We start from the raw sequence: 26,754 nt of genomic DNA, 5'->3' as shown, positions 1-26,754 counted from the left end.
ACCGTGTCGACATCCCTGTCCATGACTATCAGTCCCCTGCAGAGCGGCTATCAAACCGAGCTGGCCGACTTTCGCGTCACGTTCAGCCGGGGCGGCGCGTGCACCGCGATTGCGCTCGTGCTGCTCGGCGTGGGGCTGGATTACGCGCAGTATCCGCAGTATCAGACGTCGTTCGCGCTCGCGCGACTGCTCGTGTCGTTGATGATCGGCGGTATCGTCGCCTTGCTCGACACCGACATGGGGCGACGGCTTACTCCATGGCTGACGCTGTCCTGGCTGCTGCTGCCGCAGGCGATGATTTCATGGATGATCTGGCGCACCGACGGTGTTCTGTCGCCCTACTACATGGGCCTGAATCTGGCCATCTTCGCGTCCGGGATTGCGTTGCCATTCGGCTTGTGGCAAAACCTCGTGTTCGGCGTGCTGTCCTGCTTGCTGTATCTGCTGGCCTGCCTGTTGCCTCCGCATGGCGGTGTGCCGCTCGGCACGATGACCGTCAATGTTCTGCTGCTTCTGTTCGCCGCGGCCGCAAGTGCGGTCTACACGTTCTTCAACGAACGCGTGCGCTTCATGCTGTTTCGCCTGAAGGCCGAGGTGTCCGAGAAAAACGCGGAGGTCTCCGCGAAGAACGCCGAGCTCGAAGTGATCAATCGGCAGTTGCTCGACATCAAGGGCCAACTGCTGCAGCAGGAAAAAATGGCGGCGATCGGTACGCTCGCGGCGGGCCTGCTGCATGAAGTGAACAACCCGGTGAACTTCTGCCTGATGGCGATCGAGGTTGCGCTGGAGGAGCCGATCGCGAAGAAGGAGCCGACGCTGCAGGAATGCCTGGTCGATGCGCGGCAGGGCATGCAGCGCATCCAGCACATCGTGTCGGACCTGAAGACGTTCGCGTATCGCAAGCCCGGCGCCGAGGCGGAGCTGGGCACACCATTCCTGTTCGAAAAAGCGCTCGATTCGGCGATCCGGCTCGTCGGGCATGAATTGCGCGGCGTCACCGTAACGCGCGAGCTGCCCGCGGATACGCTGGTGCAGGGCGACGAGGCGGCCATCATCGGCGTGCTGATCAACCTGCTGTCGAACGCGGTGCTGGCGATGCGCAAGGCGGGCACGCCCGCGCCGGCGATTCACGTCAACGTCAGATGGACGGAAGAGCGCCTGCACGTGACGGTAAAAGACAATGGGCCGGGCATCGCGCCGGAGAATATCGCGCGCGTGTTCGAACCGTTCTTTACCACCCGCGAAGTGGGACAGGGCCTGGGCCTCGGATTGTCGATCAGCTATGCGGTGATCGAGCGCCATGGCGGCCTGCTGTTTGCTGAGAGCGAGCTGGGAAGTTGGGCTGCGTTCAGTTTCGATTTGTCGCCCGCACCCTGAGAAACACCATGAACGACATCCGACAGACACAGCCCACTCTTCTCTACGTCGATGACGAAGAGTTGGCGTGCAAATATTTCGCGCGCACCGTCGGTGCCGATTACGAGGTCCTGCTCGCGACCAGCAGCGACGAGGCCATCGCTATTCTCGAGCAGGACAGTGCGCGCATCGCGGTGCTGGTCACGGACTTCCGCATGCCGGGGCGCGACGGCGGCGAACTGTTGCGCCAGGTGGCGCTGGAATATCCGCACATCGTGCGGATTCTGGTCACTGCTTATGCCGACGTCGAGATGCTGTTGCAGACGGTCAATACCGGCGAAGTGTTCCGCATCCTCGAAAAGCCGCTCAAGCCGGCGGCGGTGCGCGATACGCTGCAACTGGCGTTCGATCGGTACCACGAACGCGCGATGCAGAATCAGCGTCTGATCGCGATCGACGAAACCCTCGCGTTCATCGCGCACGAACTGAACACGCCGCTCGCGGCGATCGCGTTGAACGCGCACAGCATCGAAGATCGCACCGACGCGGAGCGCGATGCCGAAGGCGAAATTCTCGGCGCCGCGAAATCGATGCGCGAGAGCGCGCAGTACTGCATGGCGGTGGTGTCGTCGTTCTGGCGCTCGGTGCACAACGGGCGGCGCCGGCAACAGGAGGGCGATGAGGCGCGTATCGAGAGCACCGCGCATGGGCTGATCTCGGCGTTGCTCGATACGTATCCGTTTACGACCGCGCAGCGCTCGTGGGTGCAGGTCGACGTCGAAAGCGACTTTGCCGTGCTCACGCAGCCGAATTGCGTGGCGCTCGTGCTGTCGTCGCTGCTGTCGAACGCGTTGCGCGCGCTCGCGGATGTGCCGTCGCCGTCGGTGCGCTTTACCGTAACAACGGAACCCCACCCGAGCATCGGCATCTGTGACAACGGGCCCGGAATTCCGCCCGAGATCAAAGACCGCCTGTTGACGGACCCAATTACAACGCACGCGAAATCCGGGGGGAACGGCTTGGGCCTGATTCTATGCAACCGTGTCATGCAGTCCTGTGGCGGCGGACTCAGGATCGAGTCCACGTCGGGGGGAGGCACCACCGTAGTGCTGGATTTCCCCCATATCAAAGGTCAAACGCACAGGAGTTGTTGATGAACGAAGCAAAAGCCACAGAGGAGTTGGCGCCGGCGATCATCTTCGTCGATGACGAAGCTACTGCCGTAAAGTACTTCCAGCGTGCCATCGGAAGCCTGGCGCCGGTCCTGACTGGCGGCTCGGTGGAAGAGGGCAAGGCGCTGCTCGATGAGCACGGCGACCGGGTCGGCGTCCTCGTCTCCGACCAGCGCATGCCTGGCGAGTTCGGCAACGAGCTGCTGCGCTATGCGAGCGAGCGCTTTCCGCATGTCGTGCGGATTCTGACCACCGCGTATTCGGAAATCGATCAGACCGTCGCGGCCGTCAACCTCGGCCATATCCATCGCTACATCAAGAAGCCGTGGGACATCACGGCGCTGCGCATGGAGCTGAAGCAGGCGCTCGAACTGGCCGAGCTGCGCAAGGAGCGCGACACGCTGGTGCGCGAGAAGCTGGGCGTGCTGCAAAAGCAGGTGGTCGCCACGCGGATTGGTCTGGTGCGTTCGCTGTCGGCTACGCTGATCGGGCCCGAGCGCTTCCAGCCGGTCGAGACATATCTTGCGGCGGCGGTGCTCGCCGAAGTGCCGAACTCCGAGCCGGACTGGCTGCTGCAGGACTATTCCGACCTGATCGCGGCCGAGAGTGCCCGCAGCGGCGCGTTCGGTCATGCCGTCGCGGCGCATCTCGCCACGCTGCGCAACCGGCACGGCGGCGCGAACGTGACCGCGAGTGACGCGCTGACGGCGCTGGCCGGGGCGTTTTCCGAGGCTGGCATCAATGTGCGCCGCGCAGGCGATGGTCTCGTGTGCGACCAGCCGGCCACGCTCGCGGAGTTTCTCGCGGAGCCGGGCAACAACGCGGTGTCGAGCGGACACGCGGCATGGCTGGCGAGCCTGCTATGGCTCGACGGCACTGACGGTGCATTGCAGCCGGCACGCGAAGGCAATGCGATCGCGTTCCGGCCGGCGCAACGCGGTAGCGAGTTCGCCGCTGACCGCCTCGCCACGTGGATCGAGCAGTTCTGATCAGCTTGCTTCGTGGGCGCGGCGTCTGACGTGCCCCTACTCGCACTGGCTTCGCGCTGCAGCCCGCCTCGGCTAGCAGCGCGAAGCTGACCAAGGCTCGCGCGAGCCGTTCGGACTTCGGTCGATCCTTCTCAAGCCTGAATGCGCGGCACAAACTGCCGCGTCCGAATCCACTTGGTCGCCACCCACTTGTCGCCGCCGCGCAGCGGCGTGCTCGCGTGCAGCGAGCTCGGATCGCACATCCCGTAGCGGTTGCCGTACTCGAAGTAGAGCGCATGCCCGCGCTGCGGTACTACCGACCACCCGAGCTGCGGAAACACCGTCTCACCGCCGCCTTCCACGTCCTTCAGATACATCAGCAGCGTGCCCATGCGCTGGCCGCTGCGCTCGATCGACTCGCGATTCGCTGCGTTGCCCGTCATCAGATAGTCGACGTGCGGCGTCGATTCCGCGCCTTCCTCATAGTGCAGCATCTGCAGGCCCTCGCCGTTCTCGACCGGCGTCGCCGTCAGTTCCGCGATGCGTGCCTCGATGCGCGCGATCAGCGGCGTCTCGCCCAAACGGAAAAACATCCCGTGACTGCTGCGATGAGCGGCGATCACATCGCGGCCGGTCACCGGATCGACGACGGCCGAGCGGTCGAGCCGCGGCTGTGCCAGCGCGATCAGCTGCTCGCATTCGTCGGCACTCAGGAAGTTGGCGAGGTGCACGGCGGCCGGCCGTTGCAGCCGCGATAGCACGCGCACCTTGCGCTCGCCGAGCTGGATCAGCGGACCGTCGGGTACGCGCAGCGGCTCGGGCTGGTAGCTGAGCGGCGCGCCGCCGACTTCGAGCTTGTCGCCGGGCAGCGCCATGCCGTGCACGAATGCCGACGCGACCGCCTCGACCATCGCCGCGGCCAGCTCGGCCGCGTTGTTGCGGCTCACCAGTTCGTTGACGATCGCTTGCGGCGCGACGCCGCGGGAAAGGTTGGCGGCGATCCAGTCGCGGACTTCGGGGGGGAAATTGACGGTGATGGACATCGGGGCGAGATAGTGGGGTGTCGTGACAGTCGCGGCGCGCGCAACGTTGGCTCGCGATCATATCGGACGAATGTGACGATTCTGCACGCACGGACCGGTTTTCATTTGGCTGTCGTCTGTTACCGCATGTTGCGATGCCGCGCCGCGCTCAACCCTCGGCCGATGCGGATGTCCGCCGCCCGCGCGCCGCGTCATCGACACCCTGATCCTTTCACCCGCCAACATGTTGCACCCCTGTAACTCAAGCCCGGCGCAAGCCGGCTACATTCACGCATGCCCCACACCGAAGCCGCGTCCTGGTTTCTTACGTCTTCATAACAGCAGGACCCGAGGGCTTCGACTGATGACAACGCGCGCGAACCGTGTCACTTTTGCGCAGTCCCGTCAGAGGGCGAGCTTCCTGCCGAAGCTCGACACCAATATCCGTTCCCGGAGATCAACATGAGCGAAACCGTGTCCCCGCCGCCAAAGCGCTCGCGACGCGGGCTCATCATCTTCTCGGTTGTCGTGCTCGTGCTGGTCGCGCTCGTCGTGGTTCATCTGCTGACGCGCAAGAAGCCGGCGCGCGAGAACGCGGCAATCGTCGTCACCGTCGCGCAGGCGACGCTCGGTTCGATGCCGGTCACATTGAGCGAACTCGGCACCGTCATTCCGATCGCGACCGTGACCGTGCTGCCGCAGCTGAGCGGCTATCTGACCGAGGTCGGCTATCACGAAGGCCAGCAGGTGCAAAAAGGACAGTTCCTCGCGCAGATCGATCCGCGCCAGTATCAGATCAGCAAGCAGCAGGCGGAGGCGACGCTCGCGAGAGACCGCGCTTTGCTCGCGCAGGCGCGCGCCGATCTCGAGCGCTATACACAGTTGAACGAGCGCAAGTCGATTGCGCAACAGACCTACGCGGATCAGCAGTTCCTCGTGCAGCAGGACGAAGCGGCGGTGAAGGTCGATCTCGCCAACATCGCCCAATTCGATCTCGACCTCGCGTATTGCCGCATCACCGCGCCGATCGCGGGCAAGGTCGGCTTGCGGCTCGTCGATCCGGGCAATTACGTGACCGCGTCGTCGACGACGGGCATCGTCGTCATCACGACCGTGAAGCCGACCACGGTGCAGTTCACGGTGCCGCAGGATTCGCTCGCGTCGATCGTGCAGCGTCTGTCCACCGGCGCGAAGCTGCCGGTCACCGCGTATTCGAGCGACAACTCGCGCGAGATCGCAACCGGCACGCTGTACGCGGTCAGCAACCAGATGGCGACCGCGACCGGCACCGTCACGTTGCGCGCGACCTTCGCGAACGACGACGAGGCGCTGTTCCCCAACGAGTTCGTCAACGTGAAGCTGCTCGTCGACACGATGCAGAACGCGGTGCTCGTGCCGAGCGCCGCGGTGCAGTCCGGCGCGCCGGGCGACTTCGTCTATCTGGTCAATCCGGACAGCACGGTGTCCGTGCACAAGGTCAGGCTGGGCCCGAGCGACGGCAGGAATACGGTGATCGAGTCGGGTCTCGCGGCCGGCAACCAGGTCGTGACGGACGGGACGGATCGTCTGAATGACGGCGCGAAGATCCAGCCGGCGCATCCGAAGTCCGCCGCCGCGGCAAGCGGCGCGGCCGGCAACGGCCCGAAGGCGCCCGCCGCGGCGTCCGAAGCAGCGCCGGCGTCGAGCGCGCCGGCCGCGCCTGCGCCGGCCGCGTCAGAAGCCGCTTCGTCGTAACGGGCCGCCGCGCCGATGAACATTTCCCGCCTGTTCATTCTTCGCCCGGTCGCGACGCTGCTGTTGATGATCGCGCTCGTGCTCATCGGTCTGATCGCGATGCGCGTGCTGCCGGTGTCGTCGCTGCCGAACGTCGACTATCCGACGATTCAGGTGCAGACCTTCTACCCGGGCGCGAGCCCGACGGTGATGGCGACCACCGTGACCGCGCCGCTCGAAGTGCAGCTCGGCGAGATTCCGGGCCTGCAGCAGATGACCTCGTACAGCTCGGACGGCGCGTCGGTGATCACGCTGCAGTTCGATCTGTCGCTGAACCTCGACATCGCCGAGCAGAACGTGCAGCAGGCGATCAACGCGGCGAACAGCTATCTGCCATCGGGCCTGCCGGCGCCGCCGACCTACGCGAAGGTCAATCCCGCCGACCAGCCCATTCTGACGCTCGCGGTCACGTCGAAGTCGATGTCGCTGACGCAACTCGAAGACGTCGCCAACAACCGCCTCGGCACGAAGATCTCGGAGGTGTCAGGCGTCGGCGTCGTGACGACGAGCGGCGGCAACGTGCCCGCGATCCGCGTAGAAGCCGACCCGCACAAGCTCGCCGCCTACGGCCTCAATATCGACGATCTGCGCACGCTGCTCAGCTACGTGAACGTGAGCCAGCCGAAGGGCAATTTCGACGGCCCCGATCTCGACTACACGATCAACGGCAACGATCAGATCACCGACCCGAAGGACTATCTGGACACGGTGATCGCGTATCAGAACGGCTCGCCGGTCTACATGCGCGATGTGGCGCGCGTGAGCCAGGCCGCGCAGGACGTCGAGCGCGGCGCGTGGTACAACGGCTCGCCCGCGATCGTGCTGAACGTGCAGCGCCAGCCCGGCGCGAACGTCATCCAGACGGTCAACCAGATCATGAAGGTGCTGCCGCAGCTCGAATCGACGCTGCCGGCCGGCATGAAAGTGACGGTGGTGTCGGACAGTACCGGCGTGATTCGCGCGTCGGTCGCGGACGCCGCGTTCGAGCTGATTCTCGCGATCGTGCTGGTCGTCGCGGTGATCTTCGTGTTCCTGCGCAACGTGCCCGCCACCGTGATTCCGAGCATCTCGGTGCCGGTCTCGCTGATCGGCACGCTCGCGGTGATGTACCAGCTCAACTATTCGATCGACAACCTGTCGCTGATGGCGTTGATCATCGCGACCGGCTTCGTCGTCGACGACTCGATCGTGATGATCGAGAACATCGTGCGCTATCTGGAAGAGGGCATGTCGCCGCTCGAAGCCGCGCTCGAAGGCGCGGGGCAGATCGGCTTCACGATTCTGTCGCTGACCATTTCGCTGATCGCGGTGCTGATTCCGCTGCTGTTCATGGGCGGCGTGATCGGGCGCCTGTTCAGCGAGTTCGCGGTGACGCTCGCGGTTACGATCGTGATTTCGGCGGTCGTGTCGCTGACGGTGGTGCCGATGCTGTGCGCGCGGATGCTGCGCGCGCAGGCCGAGCGGCATCCGAGCCGCTTCGAGCGCATCAGCGAGCGCCTGTTCGACAAGACGCTTGCCGCCTACGAGCGTGGCCTGCGTTGGGTGCTCGACCATCAGACGCTGACGCTGATGGTCGCGGTCGCCACCGTCGTGCTGACCGGCATCCTGTACGTGGTGATTCCGAAGGGCCTGTTTCCGGTGCAGGACGTCGGCGTGATCCAGGGCATCAGCGTCGCCGACAACTCGCTGTCGTACGCGGCGATGGTGAAGCGGCAGAGCGCGCTCGCCGATGCGGTCCTGAAGGACCCGGACGTGGTGTCGCTGACGTCGTACGTCGGCATCGACGGCACCAACGCGACGCTGAACAACGGCCGCTTCCTGATCAATCTGCGCGACAAGGATCAGCGTTCAGACAACGCACAGGAAATCGCGCGCCGGCTCGCGCAGGAAGTCGCGCATGTGCCGGGCGTGAAGCTTTTCATGCAGCCCGAGCAGGACCTGACGCTCGACACGACCGTGTCGCCGAACCAGTACAGCTTCGTGTTGCGCGGACCGAGCCAGCAAGCGTTCCAGAAGTACGTGCCGGAACTCGTCGCGCGTCTGAAGCAGATTCCGTCATTGTCCGACGTGCAGAGCGATCTCAATACCGACGGCCTCAGCGTGAATGTCGAAGTGAACCGGCAATTGGCCGCGCGCTTCGGCATCACGCCCGCGACGATCGACAACGCGCTGTACGACGCGCTCGGCCAGCGCATCGTGTCGACGATCTTCGAGCAGTCGAGCCAGTACCGCGTGATTCTGGTTGCGAAGCCGGAGTCGATGCCGACCGTGCAATCGATCGGCAATCTCTATCTGCCGAGCCAGACCAGCAGCACGGGTCAGGTGCCGCTGTCCGGCATCGCGAAGATCGAGATCAGGAAGGCGCCGCTCGTGATCAGTCACCTCGCGCAGTTTCCGTCGGTGACGGTGTCGTTCAATCTCGCGAAGGGCGCGTCGCTGAGCACCGCGGTCAAGGATATTCGCGAGGCCGAGCAGGCGATCGACCTGCCGCCGTCGATCACCTCGTCGCTGCAAGGCGCGACCGCGGCGTTCGAGGATTCGCTATCGAGCGAGGTCTATTTGCTGATCGCCGCGCTCGTTGCCGTGTATATCGTGCTCGGCGTGCTATACGAGAGCTTCATCCATCCGGTCACGATCCTGTCGACGCTGCCGTCGGCCGGCATCGGCGCATTGCTGTCGCTGATGCTCGCGGGGATGGATCTCGACGTGATCGGCATCATCGGTATCGTGCTGCTGATCGGCATCGTCAAGAAGAACGCGATCATGATGGTGGACTTCGCGCTCGACGCCGAACGCAATCACGGCAAGGCGCCGCGCGAGGCGATCTTCGAGGCGTCGCTGCTGCGTTTCCGCCCGATCCTGATGACGACGCTCGCCGCGATGCTCGGCGCACTGCCGATGCTGCTCGGCACCGGCACCGGTTCGGAACTGCGCCGCCCGCTCGGTCTCGCGATCATCGGCGGTCTGACGCTGAGCCAGGTGCTGACGCTGTTCACGACGCCGGTGATCTATCTGTTCTTCGACCGGATGGCTACGCGCGTGAACCGCTGGCGCGCCGAGCGCGCTAAGCGCAACGGCGGGCGCCCGCCGGAAGGCGGCGCGGAGGGCACGCGGTGAACATCCCGGCGATCTTCATCCGGCGACCGGTCGCGACGACGCTGCTGGCGATCGCGATCCTGATCTCCGGCACGCTCGCCTATTTCCGCATGCCGGTCGCGCCGCTGCCGAACATCGCGTTTCCGGTGATCGTCGTGCAGGCCAACATGGCCGGCGCGAGCCCGAACATCATGGCGTCGACGGTGGCCGAACCGCTCGAGCGGCGGCTCGCGACGATCGCCGATGTCGAGGAGCTGACCTCGATCAGCTACGTCGGCTCGTCGATGATCATCGTCGAGTTCGGATTGAAGCGCGACATCAATGGCGCCGCGCGCGACGTCGAGGCGGCGATCCAGGCCGCGCGCGCCGATCTGCCCACCACGCTGCGCAGCAATCCGAGCTACCGCCAGTACAACCCGGCCGACGCGCCGATCGTGGTGCTGTCGCTGACCTCGGACACGCTGACCAAAGCGCAGCTCTACGACTCCGCCGATTCGGTGATCCAGCAGCAGTTGTCGCAGGTGCAGGGCGTCGGCCAGATCACGCTCGGCGGCGGCGCGTTGCCGAGCGTGCGCGTCGAGTTGCAGCCGGGCAAGCTCAATAGCTACGGCATCGGCATGGAAGACGTGCGGGCGGCGATCAGCGCGGCCAACGCCGACAGCGCGAAGGGGCATATCGACGTCGGCGATCAGCGCTACGTGGTCACGTCGAACGATCAGATCACGCACGCGGCGCCGTATCGCGATCTGGTGGTCGCGTATCGCGACGGCGCGCCGGTGAAGTTGCGCGACGTCGCTCAAGTGCGCGACTCGAACGAAAACATCCGCAATGCGGGGCTCTTCAACGGAAAGTCGGCGATTCTCGTGATCGTCTATCCGATGCCGGGCAGCAACGTGGTCCGCACCGTGCAGCAGATCCGCAACGTGCTGCCGGCGATCGAAGCGACGCTGCCGAGCAGCGTGCACGTGGAAGTCGCGATCGATCGCTCGCAGTCGGTCACGTCGTCGGTCGGCGATACCGAGCGCACACTGTTCATCGCGGTGCTGCTGGTGGTCGGCGTCGTGTTCATCTTCCTGCAGTCGCCGCGCGCGACGCTGATTCCGGCGGTCGCGTTGCCGCTGTCGATCGTCGGTACTTTCGGGCCGATGTATCTGCTCGGCTATAGCATCGACAACCTGTCGCTGATGGCGCTGACCATCGGCACCGGCTTCGTCGTCGACGACGCGGTCGTCGTGCTCGAAAACGTCGTGCGGCACATGGAGCTGGGGCTAAGTCCGAAAGAGGCCGCGGTGAAGGGCGCGGGCGAAGTCGGCTTCACGGTGATTTCGATGAGCCTGTCGCTGATCGCGGTGTTTCTGCCGATCATTCTGTTTCCGGGCATCGTCGGACTGATGTTTCATGAGTTCGCGATCACGCTGTCGATCGCGATCCTGATCTCACTAGTGATCTCGCTGACGGTCACGCCCGCGATGTGCGCGTACGTGCTGAGCCGCGACAACGCAGGTCATTCGAAAGCGCGCTGGGCGCAGTGGGTCGAGCGGCAGTTCGATCGCTTCAAGGATGCCTACGCACGCTCGCTGACGGCCGTGCTCGATCATTCGCTGCTGGTGATCCTGCTGCTGTTCGCGCTGCTGGTCGGCAACGTGTTCATGCTGAAGCTGGTGCCCGCCACCTTCTTTCCCGAGCAGGACACCGGCATCGTGATCGGGCAGATCATCGCCGACCAGAGCATCTCGTTTACGGCGATGCAGAAGAAGCTCGCGCAGTTACAGTCGATCGTGCAGAGAGATCCGGCGGTTCAGTCGGTCGCGGGCTTTACCGGTGGGCGCGCGCTCAATACCGCGAACGTGTTCATCGAGTTGAAGCCGCTGTCGCAGCGCCACGCGACGGCCACCCAGGTCGTGAACCGCCTGCGTCCGAAGCTCGACGAAGTGTCGGGCGCGCGGCTCTTTCTGCAGGCGCAGCAGGATTTGCGCATCGGCGGGCGGCAATCGGCGGCCGAGTACCAGTACACGCTGACGAGCGACGATTCCGCCGCACTGTTCGCGTGGACGCCGAAACTCGTCGCCGCGTTGTCGAAGGAGCGCGGGCGGCTGCTCGACGTGAACTCCGACTTGCAGCAGAACGGCCTGCAAACCTACCTGACGATCAATCGTGCAACCGCCGCGCGCTTTGGCTTCGCGCCGAACCAGATCGACAATGTGCTGTACGACGCATTCGGCCAGCGCACCGTGTCGACGATCTATAACCCATTGAACCAGTACTTCGTCGTGATGGAAGTCGCGCCCGAGTACTGGCAGTATCCAGAGACGCTGAGCCAGATCTATCTGAGCACGTCCGCGGGCAATCCGACCGGCACGGCCGCGACGCAGATGCCGCACGGCACGGTGTCGGCGACTAGCGCGACCACGGCCAGCGCATCGTCGAACACGAACTCGCGCAATTCGGACGCGCAGTCGAACGCGACCAACAACAGCATCGCCAACAGCAAGGGCGGCAGCTCGACCGGCAGCGCGGATAGTACGGCGGCCGAAACGATGGTGCCGCTTTCGGTGCTGACGTCGTACAAAAACAGCCATACGTCGACGCAGGTGAACCACCAGAGCGGGCTCGTCGCCGCGACGATCTCGTTCAACCTGCCGGCCGGCGGGTCGCTGAGCCAGGCCGGCGCGGCGATCAACGAAACGATCCGCGACATCGGCATGCCCGCGAGCATTCACGGCTCGTTCGCGGGCGCGGCGGCGGCCTATTCGCAATCGATGGGCGTGGTGCCGCTGCTGATTCTCGCGGCGCTAGGCGTCGTCTACATCGTGCTCGGCGTGCTGTACGAAAGCTCGATCCACCCGCTGACGATCCTGTCGACGCTGCCGTCCGCGGGCATCGGCGCAACGCTCGCGCTGCTGATCTTCGGCACGCCGTTCTCGGTGATCGCGATGATCGGCATCATCCTGCTGATCGGCATCGTCAAGAAGAACGGCATCATGATGGTCGACGTCGCGATCCAGTTGCAGCGCCAGGAGCGGATGCCCGCGCGCGACGCGATCCACGCGGCCGCGCTGATCCGTCTGCGGCCGATCATGATGACGACGTTCGCGGCGGTGCTCGGCGCGGTGCCGCTCGCGATCGGCATCGGCCAGGGCGGCTCGCTGCGCCAGCCGCTCGGTATCACCGTGATGGGCGGGCTGGTCCTCAGCCAGATGTTCACGCTCTATACGACGCCGGTGATTTATCTGTATCTCGACCGTCTGCGCGCACGGCTGGTCAGATGGTCCGCGGGGCTGCGCTGGAACCGCGACGCGACGCCGGGACAACCGGATACGAAGGCATGACGATGAAGATTTCTTCTCAACGAATGACAGGGCCGAGCGCCAGGTTGCCGGGCGTCGCGACGCTCGCCGTCGCGCTGCTCGCGCTGTTCAACTCAGGCTGCATGGTCGGCCCGGACTATCACCGGCCGCAGGTCAGCGTGCCCGCCACGTACTCGGAGCTGCCGGGCTGGACCCAGGCCGAGCCGAACGCGACCGGCCCGAAGGGCACGTGGTGGACCTCATTCAACGATCCGCTGATCGACGAACTCGAACCGCTGGTCGCGGTGTCGAACCAGACCGTGCGCGCGGACTACGCGAACTACCAGCAAGCGCTCGCCGAAGTGCGCGCCGCGCATGCGGCGCTGTTCCCGACGATCGGCGCGACCGGCTCGGCGACGCGCGAGCGCGCGGGCAGCGGTTCGGTCAGTGCAGCGGGAAGCTTCGTCAATGGCACGTCGACGCGCATCGTCAATTCGGGTTCGGTGGAAGGCAACGTGAGCTGGGCGCCGGACCTGTGGGGCCAGGTACGCCGCACCGTCGAGGAAAACGCCGCGAGCGCGCAGTCGAGCGAAGCGACGCTCGCGAATGCGACGCTCTCCGAGCAGGTTGCGCTCGCCACCGCGATCATCGAATTGCGCACCAGCGACGCGAACATCGACCTGCTGCAGCAAACGGTCGTCGCGTATCAGCATGCTCTCGACGTCGTTACCGAGCAGGACCGCGCAGGCACGATTCCGCCGAGCGACGTGATCACCGCGCGCAGCCAGTTGAATACCGCGAAGTCCAATCTGATCGCGCTCGGCGTCGCGCGCGCGCAGCAAGCCCATGCGATTGCGGTGCTGGTCGGCAAGAACCCGGAGGAGCTGTCGATCACGCATAGCACCGCGATGCCGGCGCTGCCGTCGGTGCCGGTCGGCGTGCCGTCGACGCTGCTCGAACGCCGGCCCGACATCGCCGCCGCCGAGCGCAGGATGGCCGCGCAGAATGCGGCGATCGGCGTCCAGGTGGCTGCGTATTACCCGGACATCTCGCTCTCGGCCGCGGCGGGTTTCACGCAGTCGCCGCTGTCCGGTCTGCTGAAGGTCGCGAATTACGTGTGGTCGCTGGGCGGCAGCGCGACCCAGACGCTGTTCGACGGCGGCCTGCGCAGCGCCGACGTCGACGCGGCGAAGGCGGCCTACGACTCGGCCGTTGCCAACTATCGCGGCACGGTGCTGGGCGCGTTCCAGAACGTCGAGGACGATCTGTCCGGCCTGCGCATTCTCGCCGAGCAGGCGGTCGTGCTCGAAACGGCGGTGCGCGACGCGGACCGTGGCGCGGAGATCGCGTTCAACGAGTACCAGGCGGGCACCGTCGATTACACCACGGTCGCGACCGCGCAAGCGACGCAACTGACTACGCGGCAGACTGCGCTGAACGTGCAGGAATCGCGCTTGCTACACGCGGCGTCGTTGTTTGGCGATCTGGGCGGCGGGTGGTCGGCCGATGAGCTGCATGATCCGCGGCATCCGGCGGCTGCTTTAGCAGCTTCCTCGCCTGCGGCCGCGTCTGTTCCATCGGCTACGTCACCGGCGACGTCTGCGGCTATCATGCCGGGTGCGCGGCAAGCGCGGCACGACCAAAACGACTAGGGACGAGTATTGGCCAAAGGCATCCACGGGCACCACGTCGGCGACCCGGTATCGACACATGAAGGCGACGCGCCACGCCAAACACCGCCTCGCGAAGTGACCTCGCTGGGCCTCTTTCTGATCTTCGCTCGCATCGGTCTGACGAGTTTCGGCGGCGGCTTGAGCGGCTGGTTCATGCGCGAGTTCGTGCACGACCGGCACTGGATGAGCGAAGACGAATTTCTCAACGGCCTCGCGTTGTCGCAGGCTCTGCCCGGCGTCAACGTGAAGAATCTGGCGATCTGGATCGGCTACCGGCTGCTCGGCTGGCGCGGCGCCGTCGCGGGATTCTGCGGCATCATTTTTCCGGCGGCCGTCGTGATCATTCTGCTCGGCGCGTTCTTCTCGGCGATCGCGTCGTTTCCGCTCACGCATATCGCGCTCGCCGGCGCCGCGGCCGGTGCGATCGGGCTGTCGCTGTCGATGGCGATCACCGCCGCGCGCCGGCTGCCGCGCCGCGCGTTTCCCTATCTGGTGCTGCTCGCGACGTTCGCGGCCGCCGCGGTGTTTCGCGTGTCGCTGGTGTGGACTGTGCTGATCGCCGGCGCGTTGAGCGTTGGCTATGAATACGTGCGCGAGGCGCGCGAGCCCTGATCGGCTTTGGTCGTCACAAGTCAAACTCACTAAAGATTCCGCTGTGCTCAGAACTCTTATCGCGCTGTTTTCGGTTTTCGCGCCGTTGTCGGTCGTCACCGTCGGTGGCGGGCAGGGGATCATCCCCGAAGTGCAGCGCCAGGTCGTCGACGTGCATCACTGGATGACCCATGCGCAATTTCTCAGCGACTTCGCGATCGCGCGGCTCGCGCCCGGTCCCGGCTCATTGCTCGCGACGCTGATCGGCTATCAGGTCGGCGGCGTCGGCGGCGCGCTCGTCGCGACCGTCGCGCTATTCGGTCCGACTGCGTTTCTGATGTATGGCGTCGTGCACATCTGGAATCGGCACGAAGGCGCACGCTGGCTGAATGCGTTGCAGGCTGGATTGCGCCCCGTGGCCGCAGGGCTGATTCTCGCGGCCGTTTATGTGCTGATCAAGGACCTCGAAGGCGGATGGATTGCGTGGCTCACCGCGGCCATCGCGACGGTGCTCGTGATGAGGACGCGTATCAATGCATTGGTGCTGATCGCGGGAGGGGCGATCGTGTTCGTGCTGGTGCATTTTGTGGGGTTGCTGTAGCGCGCGGTGTGGCGACGGTGCGCGTGAAACTCTGATCGGACCCACACGAGACAACTTCGCTATCCAGCCCCACATTTTTTCGCCCCAATTGCTCTAGGACAATTATTTTCTGCCCCGTTTTTGCCTCACTATGGGAGATCAGGCAAGACGACACGACTTCGAACGGAGCCGGCGTCGCGATAAACGGAGGAGCAACGGTGATCGAGCAATGGCGCGAGGCCGTGCGCGCGGTGCACGGCGTGGAATCGAAATACAAGCGGCTGGTCAAGGCGATTGCCGGCGACATCGAGAATACGTCGCTGCCGCCGGGCGCGCGCCTGCCGCCGCAGCGCGACGTCGCCGCCGAACTCGCGATCAGCGTGCAGACCGTGACCAATGCGTACAAGGAACTGGAGCGGCAAGGGCTGATCCGCTGCGAGGTGGGGCGCGGCAGCTTCGTCGCGGCGCGCGTCACCGAAACGATGTCGAGCTACATGCTCGATACGGCCGAGCGCTCGGTGGTCGACTTTTCGATCGCGCGCATCATTCACACGTCCGAGCACGATGCGATGTGGCGCAAGGTCTGCGCGACGCTGTCGACGCTCGACGATCAGCCGTGGATTCGCGCGTTCCGGCCGATCGCGGGCTTCGAGCATCATCGCCAGGCGGGCATTGCGTGGCTCGCGTCGCTCGGCATGCCGGCTTCGGCCGATACGCTGCTCGTCACGAATGGCGCCGCGCACGGCATCTTTCTCGCGCTCGCTTCGCTGGTGGGCCCAGGCGATACCGTGCTGTGCGAAAGCCTGACGGATCACGGCGTGATAGGTTCGGCCAACGTGCTCGGCTTCACGCTGAAGGGCCTCGAAATCGACGAGTACGGCATACACCCCGAACACTTCGAGGAGATGTGCGACAGCGAGCGTATCTCGGCGCTCGTCTGCACGCCGACGCTGAACAATCCGACCGTCGCGTTGATGCCCGATTCGCGGCGTCGCGCGATTGCGAAAATCGCCGAACGCTATGGCGTCTACGTGATCGAGGACGACGTCTACGGCCCGTTGCCCGCCAAACATTCCACGCCGATTTCGAGCCTCATTCCAGATCTCTCGTTCTATTGCACGAGCTTGACGAAGTCGGTGATGGCCGGTTTGCGCATCGGCTATATGACGACGCCACGCCGGCTCGCGCTGCGCGCCGAAAGCGTGCTGCGCGTGAGCAGCTGGATGGCGACGCCGCCGATGGCTGAGATCGCCACGCGCTGGATCGTCGACGGCACGGCCGCGCGGCTCGTCGAAATTCAGCGTGAACGGCTCGGGCGGCGTCAGGCGCAATTGCAGCAGACGCTCGGTAAATATGTCCTGGGCGCGCACCCGCAGGCGCTGTCGGCATGGTTGCGGGTGCCCGATCACTGGCGCACCGACCGGCTGGTGCGCGAGCTGCGCAACCGCGACATCGCGGTGACGTCGCCCGATCCATTCCTCGTGCGCGACGCGGACCGGCCTAATGCGGTGCGCGTTTGCGTCGGCGCCGAGGTTAGCGAAGACACCTATAAAGCCGCGCTCGAAACGATGCACGATGTGTTCGAGCAATACCCACAGGTGCACGATTTCACCTGATCGCACGGGTGCGCGAATTGCGTGCGCGCTGACCGAAATGAACTAGGACAATAAAAATCCTTTTTTAGAACACTAGACTGGGCTGCATGGAAAGCGATGCGGCCGCGAATCACTGCGTTTATCTGCGACAGCCGTGCCCGCATCGAATAGCGAATCGACCACTTTGATGCAGGGCCTCGCGCATGTCCGTTCCACCGTCAGCCGATCTGTCGTTAGCCGACATTTACCGCGCGCGCAGCCGTATCGACGGCCGCGTGTGCCGTACGCCGCTCGTCGAATCACCGAGCCTGTCGGCGCACGCCGGCACGCCGGTCTATCTGAAGCTCGAAACCGTGCAGCCGACCGGCAGCTTCAAGCTGCGCGGCGCGACCAATGCGCTCGCGCACCTGGCCGACGAAGGCTGCACTCGCGTGGTGACCGCATCGACCGGTAATCATGGCCGCGCGGTCGCGCATGCGGCGCGCGCGATGGGTATCGACGCAACCGTGTGTCTGTCGCGCCTCGTGCCCGCCAACAAGGTCGATGCGGTGCGCGCACTCGGCGCGCATGTACGGATTACCGGCCAAAGCCAGGACGAGGCGGAGCACGAAGCATTGCGACTCGCGCGCGAAGAAGGTTTTGCCTACGTCCCGCCATTCGACGATCCGCGCGTGATCGCCGGACAAGGGACGATCGGGCTCGAAATCGTCGAGGCGTTGCCCGATGTCGCCAACATCGTCGTGCCGTTGTCCGGCGGCGGGCTGTTTGCAGGCATCGCGCTCGCCGCGAAAAGCACGAGTGCCACGATCGGTTTGACCGGCGTGACGATGGCGCGCGGCGCCGCGATGCACGCGAGTCTAGCGGTCGGTCAGCCGGTGCTGGTCGAGGAAGTCGATACGCTCGCCGATTCGCTCGGCGGTGGTATCGGACTCGAAAACCGCTACACATATGCGCTGGCGCGCGATCTGATCGATGAAACCGTGCTGCTGGATGAAGCGTCGATCGCGCGCGGTATCGCGCATGCGTATCGGCAGGAACGGCTCGTCGTCGAAGGCGCGGCGGCGGTGGGGATTGCCGCGGTGCTCGATCGCGCGCTGCCCGCTGAGCGCATCGCGCGCGGGCCGCTCGTGCTCGTCGTGACGGGCGCGAACATCGATATGGATCTGCATCGGCGGATCGTCGGCAACGAAAATTCGCAAGCCTCACCGTCACCGAACCCACATACCGCATCCGCATCATGACCTCGATCACGCTCCTTGGCGAAGCCGAGCTTCGCAAACTCGTGCCGCTCGATCTCGCGGCCATCGACCAGATCGAAGCGGCCTTTGTCGCGCTCGCGACCGAAGCGGTTGCGATGCCGCCGATCCTGCGGCTCGATCTGCCCGCGCATAACGGCGAAGTCGACGTGAAGACCGCATGGTTGCCGCGCCTCGACAGCTTCGCGATCAAGGTGAGTCCGGGCTTTTTCGATAACCCGTCGCTTGGTTTGCCGAGCCTGAACGGCCTGATGCTGGTGCTGTCGGCGAAGACCGGATTGACCGAAGCGGTGCTGCTCGACAACGGCTATCTGACCGCGATACGCACGGCGGCCGCCGGCGCGGTCGCGGCGCGCTGGCTCGCGAAAGCGCACACGCCGCGCGTCGCGGTGATCGGCGCGGGCGAGCAGGCGCGCCTGCAATTGCGGGCCCTGATGCTGGTGCGCCGCGTCGAACACGTACGCGTGTGGGCGCGCGACGCGGCGAGCGCGCTACGTTTCTCCGCCGAAGTGAACAACACGCTCGGCGTGCGCTGCGACGTCGCGGCCAGCGTTCACGACGCGCTCGCCGAAGCGGACGTCGCGATCACGACGACGCCGAGCCGCACGCCGCTCATCGAAGCCGCCGATCTGCATCCGGGCCTGCACATCACCGCGATGGGCTCGGACGCCGAACACAAGAACGAAATCGCGCCGGGCGCGCTCGCGGCGGCGCGCTATGTGTGCGACCGCGCGCAGCAAACGCGCGTGCTCGGCGAATTGCATCACGCGCTCGCCGCGGGCACGATGCGTGCCGATGCGGCGATCGTCGAATTGGGTCAGGTGATCGCAAAACAGGCGGCGGGTCGCACGAGCGACGCCGACGTGACGATCTGCGATCTGACCGGAACCGGCGCGCAGGACACCGCGATTGCCGCGCTCGCCTTGCAGCGCGCGCGTGCCGCGAAGGCGGGAACGACATTTGGCAACGGCGCGCCGCTGCAATGACGCGCGATCAACGGTAAAACGCCGCACAAGCGGCTCACGAAGGAGTAGCACAGATGCGGGCATCCCCGATTCAACCGACGGTCGATTTCAACGCCGACGGCGAACAGCATGGTTTCCTGAAGCTGCCTCATTCTCACGACGTCTCCGCGTGGGGCGCGGAGATGATCCCCATCACCGTGATCCGTAACGGCGAGGGACCGACCGCACTGCTAACGGGCGGCAACCACGGCGACGAATACGAAGGGCCGATCGCGCTGTCGAAGCTCGCCGCCACCTTGAAGGCGAGAGACGTACGCGGGCGCGTGATCATCGTGCCCTTCATGAATTTCCCGGCGTTTCGCGCGGGCACGCGCACGTCGCCGATCGATCGCGGCAATCTGAATCGCAGTTTTCCGGGCAAGCCGGACGGCACCGTGACCGAGAAGATCGCCGATTATTTTCAGCGCTATCTGCTGCCGCTCGCCGACTATGTGCTCGATCTGCACGCGGGTGGCCGCACGCTCGACTTCGTGCCGTTCGCCGCGATTCACGTACTGCCCGATGCGACGCAGCAGGCGCGCTGCGAAGCGGCGATGCGCGCGTTCGGCGCGCCGTACTCGATGCGAATGCTCGAACTCGATAGCGTCGGCCTTTACGACACGGCCGTCGAGGAAGCCGGCAAGGTGTTCGTGTCGACCGAGCTTGGCGGCGGTGGCACGGCCACGGTGCAGAGCGTGGCGATTACCGAGCGCGGTGTGCGCGGCTTTCTGCAGCATGCGGGCATCATCGCGCAGGATGAATCGAGCCGTAACGCACCACGCACGACCACGCTGCTCGATATGCCCGATGGCACCTGCTACACGACGAGCGAGCACGATGGTCTGCTCGAATTGTGCAAGGACCTCGGCCAGATGGTCGATAACGGCGAGGTGATCGCGCGGGTCTACGATGCGAATCGCACCGGCGCCGCGCCGGTCGAATATCGCGCGCGACGCGCGGGCATGCTGGCCGCGCGGCATTTTCCGGGGCTCGTGCGGATCGGCGATACGGTTGCGGTGGTCGCAGACGTGCTCGAACGTGGCATACCGGTAACGGTCTGAACGCGCGATGAAATTCGACCGCTACGATCTCGCGATTCTGCGCATTCTCGCGCGCGACGGACGCATCACGAAGTCGCGCCTCGCCGAGGAAATCAATCTGTCGATTTCGCCGGCATGGGAGCGCGTGAAGCGCCTCGAAGAAGAGGGCGTGATTCGCGGGTATCGCGCGGATATCGATTGGGTGCGCGCGTTCAAGGGCAGCCGCGTGGTGGTCGAGGTCACACTCGCGCGTCATACCGCGCCGGACATGCGGCGCTTCGAGGAGCGCATCGCGGCCGCGCCGGAAGTCGTGCAATGCCTCGCGACGGGCGGCGGCGTCGACTATGTGATGCACGTGCTGTCGCGCGATATCGACCACTATCAGCGCTTCATCGATGCGTTGCTCACCGACGAATTGGGCATCGAAAAGTACTTCACCTATATCGTCACGAAGGTAGTGAAAAGCGGCGCCGAAGGACTGCCTGATTGGGCGGAACAATCGATTGGCGAGAACGGTTGAATGGCGCGGCAAATGCGGTCGAAACACGGTCAAAAGTCCCGCCCGAAAAAACATCAATCACACGGCGAATTGCAGAAAAAACGCGGTCTTCCAACCGCGACAACAAAAAAATCCGCAGTGCCTCAGGACCTACAGTGATAGCAGAAACATCGCACACAGGAGGTCGTCATGTTGCTGGGTCATCCGGTCCTATTCAAATCGCTGTGCTACGTGGATGGACGCTGGGTTCATAGCGCGAGCGCCGCGAGCGTCGCAGTGCAGAATCCCTCGAATCAGGAAGTACTCGGCCATGTGCCGATGCTCGATGCGGCGCAGATTACCGCAGCGGTCGATGCCGCGCAGCGCGCGTTCGACACGTGGCGCTGGGTGCCGGTCGCCAAACGTTCGGCGCTGCTATTGCGCTGGCATGAGCTGATCCTGCGTCATCAGCAGGATCTCGCTGCGATTCTGTCGCTCGAACAGGGCAAGCCGCTTGCCGAAGCGCGCGGCGAAATCGCGTATGGCGCGAGCTTCGTCGAATGGTTCGCGCATGAAGTGCGGCGTTTGAATGGACGCACGATTCCGACGCATATCGATGGCGCGCATCTTGGCACGATCATCGAGCCGGTCGGTGTCGCCGCACTGATCACGCCGTGGAATTTCCCGTGCGCGATGCTCACGCGCAAGGCCGCTGCCGCGCTCGCCGCAGGTTGCACGGTGGTCGCAAAGCCCGCGCACGAGACGCCGTTCTCCGCGCTCGCGCTCGCGCAACTCGCCGAAGAAGCGGGCTTTCCGGCGGGCGTGTTCAACGTCGTGCTCGGCGAGCCGCAAATGGCGATGGAAACGCTGGTTTCGGATAGCCGCGTGCGCTCGGTCAGCTTCACCGGTTCGACGCGCGTCGGTGCGCTGGTGATGCAAACGGCCGCGCAGGCAGGCATCAAGAAGACCGCGCTAGAACTGGGCGGCAACGCGCCTTTCATCGTGACGGAAGATGCGGACCTCGCACAGGCCGTGCGAGTCGCGATTGCAGCGAAGTTCCAGACCTCGGGCCAGGACTGCTGCGCGGCGAACCGGATTTTCGTCGCGCGTCCGTTGTATGAAGCATTCGTTGCGCGATACAGCGATGCCGTGAAGGCGTTGAAAGTGGGCAGCGCATTCGACCCGCACGTGGACGTGGGCCCGCTGATGCACCAGGCCGCGTTCGACTCGACCGTGCAGCGCGTCGCCGACGCGCGTGAGAAAGGCGCGCGCATCACGGTAGGCGGCGCGGCGCACGAGCGCGGCGGCTGGTTCTTCGAGCCGACCGTGGTGGCCGATGCTGCGCCCGGCATGCGCATTTATGACGAAGAGAACTTCGCGCCGATCTCGGCGGTCTCGCCGTTCGATTCGCTCGACGAAGTTGTCGAACGCGCGAACGACACCGAGTACGGACTCGCCGCCTACGTCTGCGCGAAAGATCTGAACACTGTGTTTCAACTGATCCGCCGACTCGACTTCGCAATGGTGTCCATCAACGGCGCGAAGTTTACCGGCGCGCCGATTCCGTTCGGCGGCATCAAGTCGTCGGGGCTTGGACGCGAAGGCGGCGTCGAAGGCTTCGAGCCGTTCGTCGAGACACGTTATTTCTGCCTTGGCCAGCTCGGCTTGCCGGTCAGCGACAGCGCCCCCGCTCGTGCCGCGGCACACGCGATGGCGACGGACGCAACGGCCTGAACCTACTGATTCATTCATCGAGACATCACACGAAGGAGCGACCCATGACTAAATTCGATCAACTGCTGAGCGCCGATCGCGCGCACTTCATGCATCCGTCGACGCACGCGCACGATCACGCGAGCGGCGCACTGCCGGGCCGGATCGTGACCGGCGCGAAAGGCATCCGTATCGAGGACCATCAAGGCAAGTCGTTTATCGATGCATTTGCCGGCCTTTACTGCGTGAACATCGGCTACGGCCGCACCGAAGTGGCAGACGCGATTTACGAGCAGGCGAAGAAGCTCGCTTATTACCACACCTATGTCGGCCACTCGACCGATACGATCATCGAGCTGTCGTCGCGCATCATCGACTGGTCGCCGAAGGGCATGAAGAAGGTGTACTACGGCCTGTCGGGTTCGGACGCGAACGAAACGCAGATCAAGCTCGTCTGGTACTACAACAACGTGAAGGGCCGCCCGAACAAGAAGAAGATCATTTCGCGCGACCGCGGCTATCACGGCTCGGGTATCGTCACCGGCAGTCTCACGGGCTTGCCGAGCTTCCATCAGTTCTTCGATCTGCCGGTCGAGCGCGTCAAGCACACCGTGTGTCCGCACTGGTATCGTCGCGCGCCGGCGGGCATGAACGAAACGCAGTTCGTCGCGTATTGCGTCGATGAACTCGAAAAGCTGATCGCGCGTGAAGGCGCCGATACGATCGCGGCCTTCATCGGCGAACCGGTGATGGGCACGGGCGGCATCGTACCGCCGCCGGCCGGTTACTGGCCCGCGATCCAGCAGGTCCTGAAGAAGCACGACATTCTGCTGATCTGCGACGAGGTGGTGTGCGGTTTCGGCCGGCTCGGCTCGAAGATGGGCGCGCAGCACTACGGCATTCAGCCGGATCTGATCACCGTCGCGAAGGGTTTGACGAGTGCGTATGCGCCGCTGTCGGGCGTGATCGTCAGCGAAGGCGTGTGGGATGTGATCGATAAGGCATCGCAGGAATCGGGCGCGCTGGGGCATGGCTGGACGTATTCGGGCCATCCGATCTGTGCGGCCGCGGCGCTCGCCAACCTCGACATTCTGGAGCGCGAGAACCTGACGCAGAATGCGGCGCAAACCGGCGCTTATCTGCTCCAGCAATTGCATGCGGCGTTCGACTCACATCCGCTCGTCGGCGAAGTGCGCGGCGAGGGCATGCTGGCCGCGCTGGAGTTCATGGCCGACAAGGATCTTCGCACGCCGTTCGATGCGGCGCTGAAGGTCGGGCCGCGGGTGTCGGCTGCGGCGATGCAGCGTGGACTGATCGCGCGGGCGATGCCGCATGGCGACATTCTCGGCTTTGCGCCGCCGCTGGTGACATCGCGCAGTGATGTGGACGAGATTGTGAAGCTGACGCGCGAGGCGGTGGATGAGGTGGCGTCGCAGGTGTTTGCGCCGGCTGCTTCGCTTTGATGAACTGAGGTGTGAGAAAGCCCCGGCTGCCGTTATGCGGTAGGTGGTCGGGGCTTTTATTTACTTCGGGCGGAATTGATGTCAGGCGGTTCAATTTCGATAGAATCCAAGGTTTCGCTGACCGATCGTGTTTCGCGCAGATCACCGCCCACGATTTCGTGCCGGTGTCTGTCGAGAAATCGGATCTTCGTGTCGATTATCAACGTAACTGGGACGTCACCGTGGGAGCTATGCCACACGGCTTGAAATTTATACGGTCCCATCCGAGCGCCGCCCATATGCGGCATTGTCGCGCTACCTATCCTGTTTCCCCATCCCGTATCCGTAACTGAAAAGTTTTCAGTTATGAACTGTTCCAATTCAGCGCGCGCCTTGAGCATTGGAACAATGTCGCCGTGAAAACTGACCGATCCATCCGCATAAGCGGTCGGAATCAATAGCGCTCCGACGAGCGTAGCCATAAATCTTTGAGCACAGATCCTTTTATTCACGATTCAAGATCTAGAAGATCTGGAAGAGCATGCCTTTAAATCTATGCCGTGCTTTAGTCCTCCCGGAACGGACTCCGGTTGCCCTTGTTCCGCAGGTCCTATCGTCACGCTATTGATATGCTCTTCAATGCGGACTGCCTTAGGCAAATTTCCATTGACCTTCCTGCCGCGCGAGTCGATGAAATCTATCCGCGTGTTTATCGTCAGAACTACTGGTTTTGAACCTGAATTCCCGCGCCAGTTTGTCCACATCGAATAAGGCCCGATTCTGGAACCCCCTAAAGCTTTCGATTGAACGTCTCCAATTCGCGTTCCCATTGGATCGCTGACGATATCGAAGTTGCAGAGAACGAGTTCTCTTAAGTCTGCGCTCTGATTTAATAGCGGCATGATAGATGAATCAAAATCGACTGAGCCCGTACCATCTAGTGCGAAAGCAGCAAGCGGGAGACACGACAAGAGCGGAAGCAGTCTTTTCATTTCATAGCCCAGAAAATTTGACCCGGCGAGAGCCGACAGCGTTGTGACGATGCATTGGCACGCTCCTCCTCGGATGGCGGCGGCTTCGCGCCGCCTTGTCACTGACGGCTATAGGTACATGGACCCGCATCAGAACCGCTGGAAATTGTGCTTGCTCGGCAAGATGCTGCTTCGTAGCGACCGCTTCTTTGATTGAAGCGAAACTGGGTTGTGTAACACGTTATCGCCGTACAAGCCGTCTCTGCGATGTCTCGCATTCCATCATGCTCCACTTGCAAGATCTGAAAAACATCAGCGTTTCCTTCATGCAGGATACGCCCGTTAGAAACAAGCCAGTGCTGGAATTGATGGGCGCCATAGAAAGGTGCGAAATATGGGTCCAAGGTGGGCCGCACGAATCGGATTTCCCGCCCCCTAAGGCTAATTGGGACGGTCTTCCATACGAGCCTTGTGCTTGGGTCCTTCGGTATCTCGCCCGCTTGTGCATAGCCAGTTAAATCCTGCGCTCGCTCTTCATGTTTCATCAATGCGCTTGCGAACGCATGAGTGACGTGATCCCATCCGCTCGTTGGGTCTTCAGTTCGATTCTCGAACAAGATTTCTGAGGCAACTGTATGACCAGTCGTAAGGCCTGCGAGTAGTAGCGCGATAGCAGTATTTTTCATTTTGGTGTCCCACCGCCCGCAATAAACCAAGCCTTCAGAGTCGTAAAGTCATGAACCTGAAAGGACACCCATTCATGAGGCTTTAGCTTCTCAATGGCATGCTTAATGTTCCCGGCCATCACCGAGTCAATTACATTGTGGACGCGAACGTCTTCAACCGCGATAAGGTCCTGAGTGTGCGGGGAAAAATCGTCGAGACCCATCGCCTTCTTGCCATGTTCGGTCCACGCGGCTCTGTTAATCTGGTACAGACCGGCAGCGGTAGTGTGTCCATCTTTACCCGGCCCCGGGTGAGTTGATTCGTCGGTAAAGGTCCACGTCGTATTTCCCGGATACCACCCGTACTTCGCGTGATAGTCGCCGCCTTCAGATTTCCCAATCATATAGAGGAACGCCTTGACGTTGGCATCTTTAAAATATTCCTCGTTCTCTTCGAGGCGCGTCTTCTGTCGTGACGCAACGCGAACCTGTTTCGCGGCGCTGTCGGCGGTACTCGTCGTCATTCTTCGCGCGGCATGGTTGAGATGCTTACCCGACGGGGAGATTACGGTCTTAGGCATGTTTCGCCCGGTTGCAATAGATATTGATTTCTTCAGCCGAACCGGTCATGGAAAGACGGTGCGTATAGCCGCTCGCGTCGGTCATTCCATGTTCTATATCGCCGCTTGCCCGTTCGATCGCATATTCAACGTTTGCTAAAGGCTTACCTGTGTGAGTGTCGAGAAGTTGGAATTGCTCGTTGTAGTTGATACGCCTGGTGACTGGGGTGCGTCCGCGACAATCACACGCCCATGCGTAACCTAGCGCTTTAGCCATGTCATAACCGGTTGATAGCGAACGCAGCCGGTCAAAGGGAAAGAACTCTCCGGTTTCTGCATTCAAAGCCTGTGCCGACGGCATCGGCGGGAAGTTGGCGTAGATCGAATAGGTAATGCGACAAAGGTCACAGACCTCTTCGTCTTGGGTCTGCTTTCCAGTGCCTTCCCGAATCTGTTTCTCCATTGGATTCCTCATGAATTTCCAGGCGATGTCGGATACTTACCCATCGAAA

General features: G+C 63.5%; 20 protein-coding genes. 16 read left to right on the top strand and 4 right to left on the bottom strand.

All coding sequences use genetic code 11. The annotated features are described in order from the left end of the window. Positions 1–21 precede the first annotated feature (21 nt). The 3 genes from AB3X89_RS10010 to AB3X89_RS10000 are packed head-to-tail and all read left to right on the top strand — an operon-like array spanning position 22 to position 3,517. Complete coding sequence (locus AB3X89_RS10010; protein WP_368583122.1) at positions 22–1,377, top strand: sensor histidine kinase; 1,356 nt, start codon at positions 22–24, stop codon at positions 1,375–1,377. A gap of 8 nt (positions 1,378–1,385) precedes the next feature. Further along, positions 1,386–2,510, top strand: coding sequence for an ATP-binding protein (locus tag AB3X89_RS10005; RefSeq protein ID WP_368583121.1), 1,125 nt, complete (start codon positions 1,386–1,388; stop codon positions 2,508–2,510). After that, positions 2,510–3,517: a response regulator gene (locus AB3X89_RS10000; protein WP_368583119.1), complete on the top strand. Its 1,008-nt coding sequence runs from the start codon at positions 2,510–2,512 to the stop codon at positions 3,515–3,517. Before AB3X89_RS10005 ends, AB3X89_RS10000 begins: the two co-directional genes overlap by 1 nt. 131 nt (positions 3,518–3,648) lie before the next feature. On the opposite strand, the gene AB3X89_RS09995 is transcribed toward AB3X89_RS10000, so the two are convergent. Then, entirely contained in the window at positions 3,649–4,539 is an 891-nt protein-coding gene (locus AB3X89_RS09995) for a 2OG-Fe(II) oxygenase (protein ID WP_368583117.1), read from the bottom strand. Positions 4,540–4,980: 441 nt separating this feature from the next. Here AB3X89_RS09995 and AB3X89_RS09990 point away from each other — a divergent pair, with 441 nt between their 5' ends. The 13 genes from AB3X89_RS09990 (at position 4,981) to AB3X89_RS09930 (ending at position 24,067) form a co-directional block, all read left to right on the top strand. After that, entirely contained in the window at positions 4,981–6,252 is a 1,272-nt protein-coding gene (locus AB3X89_RS09990; RefSeq protein WP_368583115.1) for an efflux RND transporter periplasmic adaptor subunit, read from the top strand. Positions 6,253–6,267: 15 nt separating this feature from the next. Next, a complete protein-coding gene (locus tag AB3X89_RS09985) occupies positions 6,268–9,408 on the top strand; it encodes an efflux RND transporter permease subunit (RefSeq protein WP_368583114.1) in 3,141 nt (1,046 codons plus the stop codon). Further along, positions 9,405–12,716, top strand: coding sequence for an efflux RND transporter permease subunit (locus tag AB3X89_RS09980; RefSeq protein WP_368583113.1), 3,312 nt, complete (start codon positions 9,405–9,407; stop codon positions 12,714–12,716). Before AB3X89_RS09985 ends, AB3X89_RS09980 begins: the two co-directional genes overlap by 4 nt. Beyond that, entirely contained in the window at positions 12,713–14,326 is a 1,614-nt protein-coding gene (locus AB3X89_RS09975) for an efflux transporter outer membrane subunit (RefSeq protein WP_368583111.1), read from the top strand. Before AB3X89_RS09980 ends, AB3X89_RS09975 begins: the two co-directional genes overlap by 4 nt. 9 nt (positions 14,327–14,335) lie before the next feature. Beyond that, positions 14,336–14,959 (top strand): chromate transporter, encoded by a 624-nt coding sequence (locus AB3X89_RS09970; RefSeq protein WP_368583109.1) that lies wholly within the window; start codon positions 14,336–14,338, stop codon positions 14,957–14,959. 43 nt (positions 14,960–15,002) lie between these two features. Then, entirely contained in the window at positions 15,003–15,539 is a 537-nt protein-coding gene (locus AB3X89_RS09965) for a chromate transporter (protein ID WP_368583107.1), read from the top strand. A gap of 197 nt (positions 15,540–15,736) precedes the next feature. Then, positions 15,737–17,134 carry a PLP-dependent aminotransferase family protein gene (locus AB3X89_RS09960; RefSeq protein ID WP_176106902.1) on the top strand — a complete coding sequence of 466 codons (1,398 nt, stop codon included), beginning with the start codon at positions 15,737–15,739 and terminating at the stop codon, positions 17,132–17,134. Between the two features lie 182 nt (positions 17,135–17,316). Beyond that, positions 17,317–18,354: a hydroxyectoine utilization dehydratase EutB gene (gene eutB / locus AB3X89_RS09955; RefSeq protein WP_368583105.1), complete on the top strand. Its 1,038-nt coding sequence runs from the start codon at positions 17,317–17,319 to the stop codon at positions 18,352–18,354. Continuing rightward, on the top strand, positions 18,351–19,355 hold the full coding sequence (locus tag AB3X89_RS09950) for a cyclodeaminase (RefSeq protein ID WP_368583103.1): 1,005 nt from the start codon (positions 18,351–18,353) through the stop codon (positions 19,353–19,355). Before eutB ends, AB3X89_RS09950 begins: the two co-directional genes overlap by 4 nt. 53 nt (positions 19,356–19,408) lie before the next feature. Beyond that, the gene (gene doeB, locus AB3X89_RS09945) at positions 19,409–20,434 is read left to right on the top strand and encodes a N(2)-acetyl-L-2,4-diaminobutanoate deacetylase DoeB (RefSeq protein ID WP_368583101.1); all 1,026 of its coding nucleotides are present in this window, start codon (positions 19,409–19,411) and stop codon (positions 20,432–20,434) included. Between the two features lie 7 nt (positions 20,435–20,441). Beyond that, a complete protein-coding gene (locus AB3X89_RS09940) occupies positions 20,442–20,933 on the top strand; it encodes an Lrp/AsnC family transcriptional regulator (RefSeq protein WP_368583099.1) in 492 nt (163 codons plus the stop codon). 168 nt (positions 20,934–21,101) lie between these two features. Next, positions 21,102–22,625 carry an NAD-dependent succinate-semialdehyde dehydrogenase gene (locus tag AB3X89_RS09935; protein WP_368583095.1) on the top strand — a complete coding sequence of 508 codons (1,524 nt, stop codon included), beginning with the start codon at positions 21,102–21,104 and terminating at the stop codon, positions 22,623–22,625. Between the two features lie 44 nt (positions 22,626–22,669). Then, complete coding sequence (locus AB3X89_RS09930) at positions 22,670–24,067, top strand: aspartate aminotransferase family protein (protein ID WP_018433302.1); 1,398 nt, start codon at positions 22,670–22,672, stop codon at positions 24,065–24,067. A 56-nt stretch (positions 24,068–24,123) separates the two neighbouring features. On the opposite strand, the gene AB3X89_RS09925 is transcribed toward AB3X89_RS09930, so the two are convergent. The 3 genes from AB3X89_RS09925 to AB3X89_RS09915 form a co-directional block, all read right to left on the bottom strand. Next, complete coding sequence (locus tag AB3X89_RS09925; protein WP_368583093.1) at positions 24,124–24,528, bottom strand: hypothetical protein; 405 nt, start codon at positions 24,526–24,528, stop codon at positions 24,124–24,126. Between the two features lie 1,171 nt (positions 24,529–25,699). Next, positions 25,700–26,206 carry a paar repeat-containing protein gene (locus AB3X89_RS09920; RefSeq protein ID WP_368583091.1) on the bottom strand — a complete coding sequence of 169 codons (507 nt, stop codon included), beginning with the start codon at positions 26,204–26,206 and terminating at the stop codon, positions 25,700–25,702. Positions 26,207–26,255: 49 nt separating this feature from the next. Next, positions 26,256–26,705 carry a hypothetical protein gene (locus AB3X89_RS09915; RefSeq protein ID WP_368583090.1) on the bottom strand — a complete coding sequence of 150 codons (450 nt, stop codon included), beginning with the start codon at positions 26,703–26,705 and terminating at the stop codon, positions 26,256–26,258. Between the last annotated feature and the right edge of the window lie 49 nt (positions 26,706–26,754).

Source organism: Paraburkholderia sp. BR14320, assembly GCF_040948665.1.
Taxonomy (GTDB): Bacteria; Pseudomonadota; Gammaproteobacteria; order Burkholderiales; family Burkholderiaceae; genus Paraburkholderia; species Paraburkholderia youngii.
The sequence above is the reverse complement of the archived record's forward strand: the minus strand, read 5'-3'. Positions and strand labels throughout refer to the sequence as shown.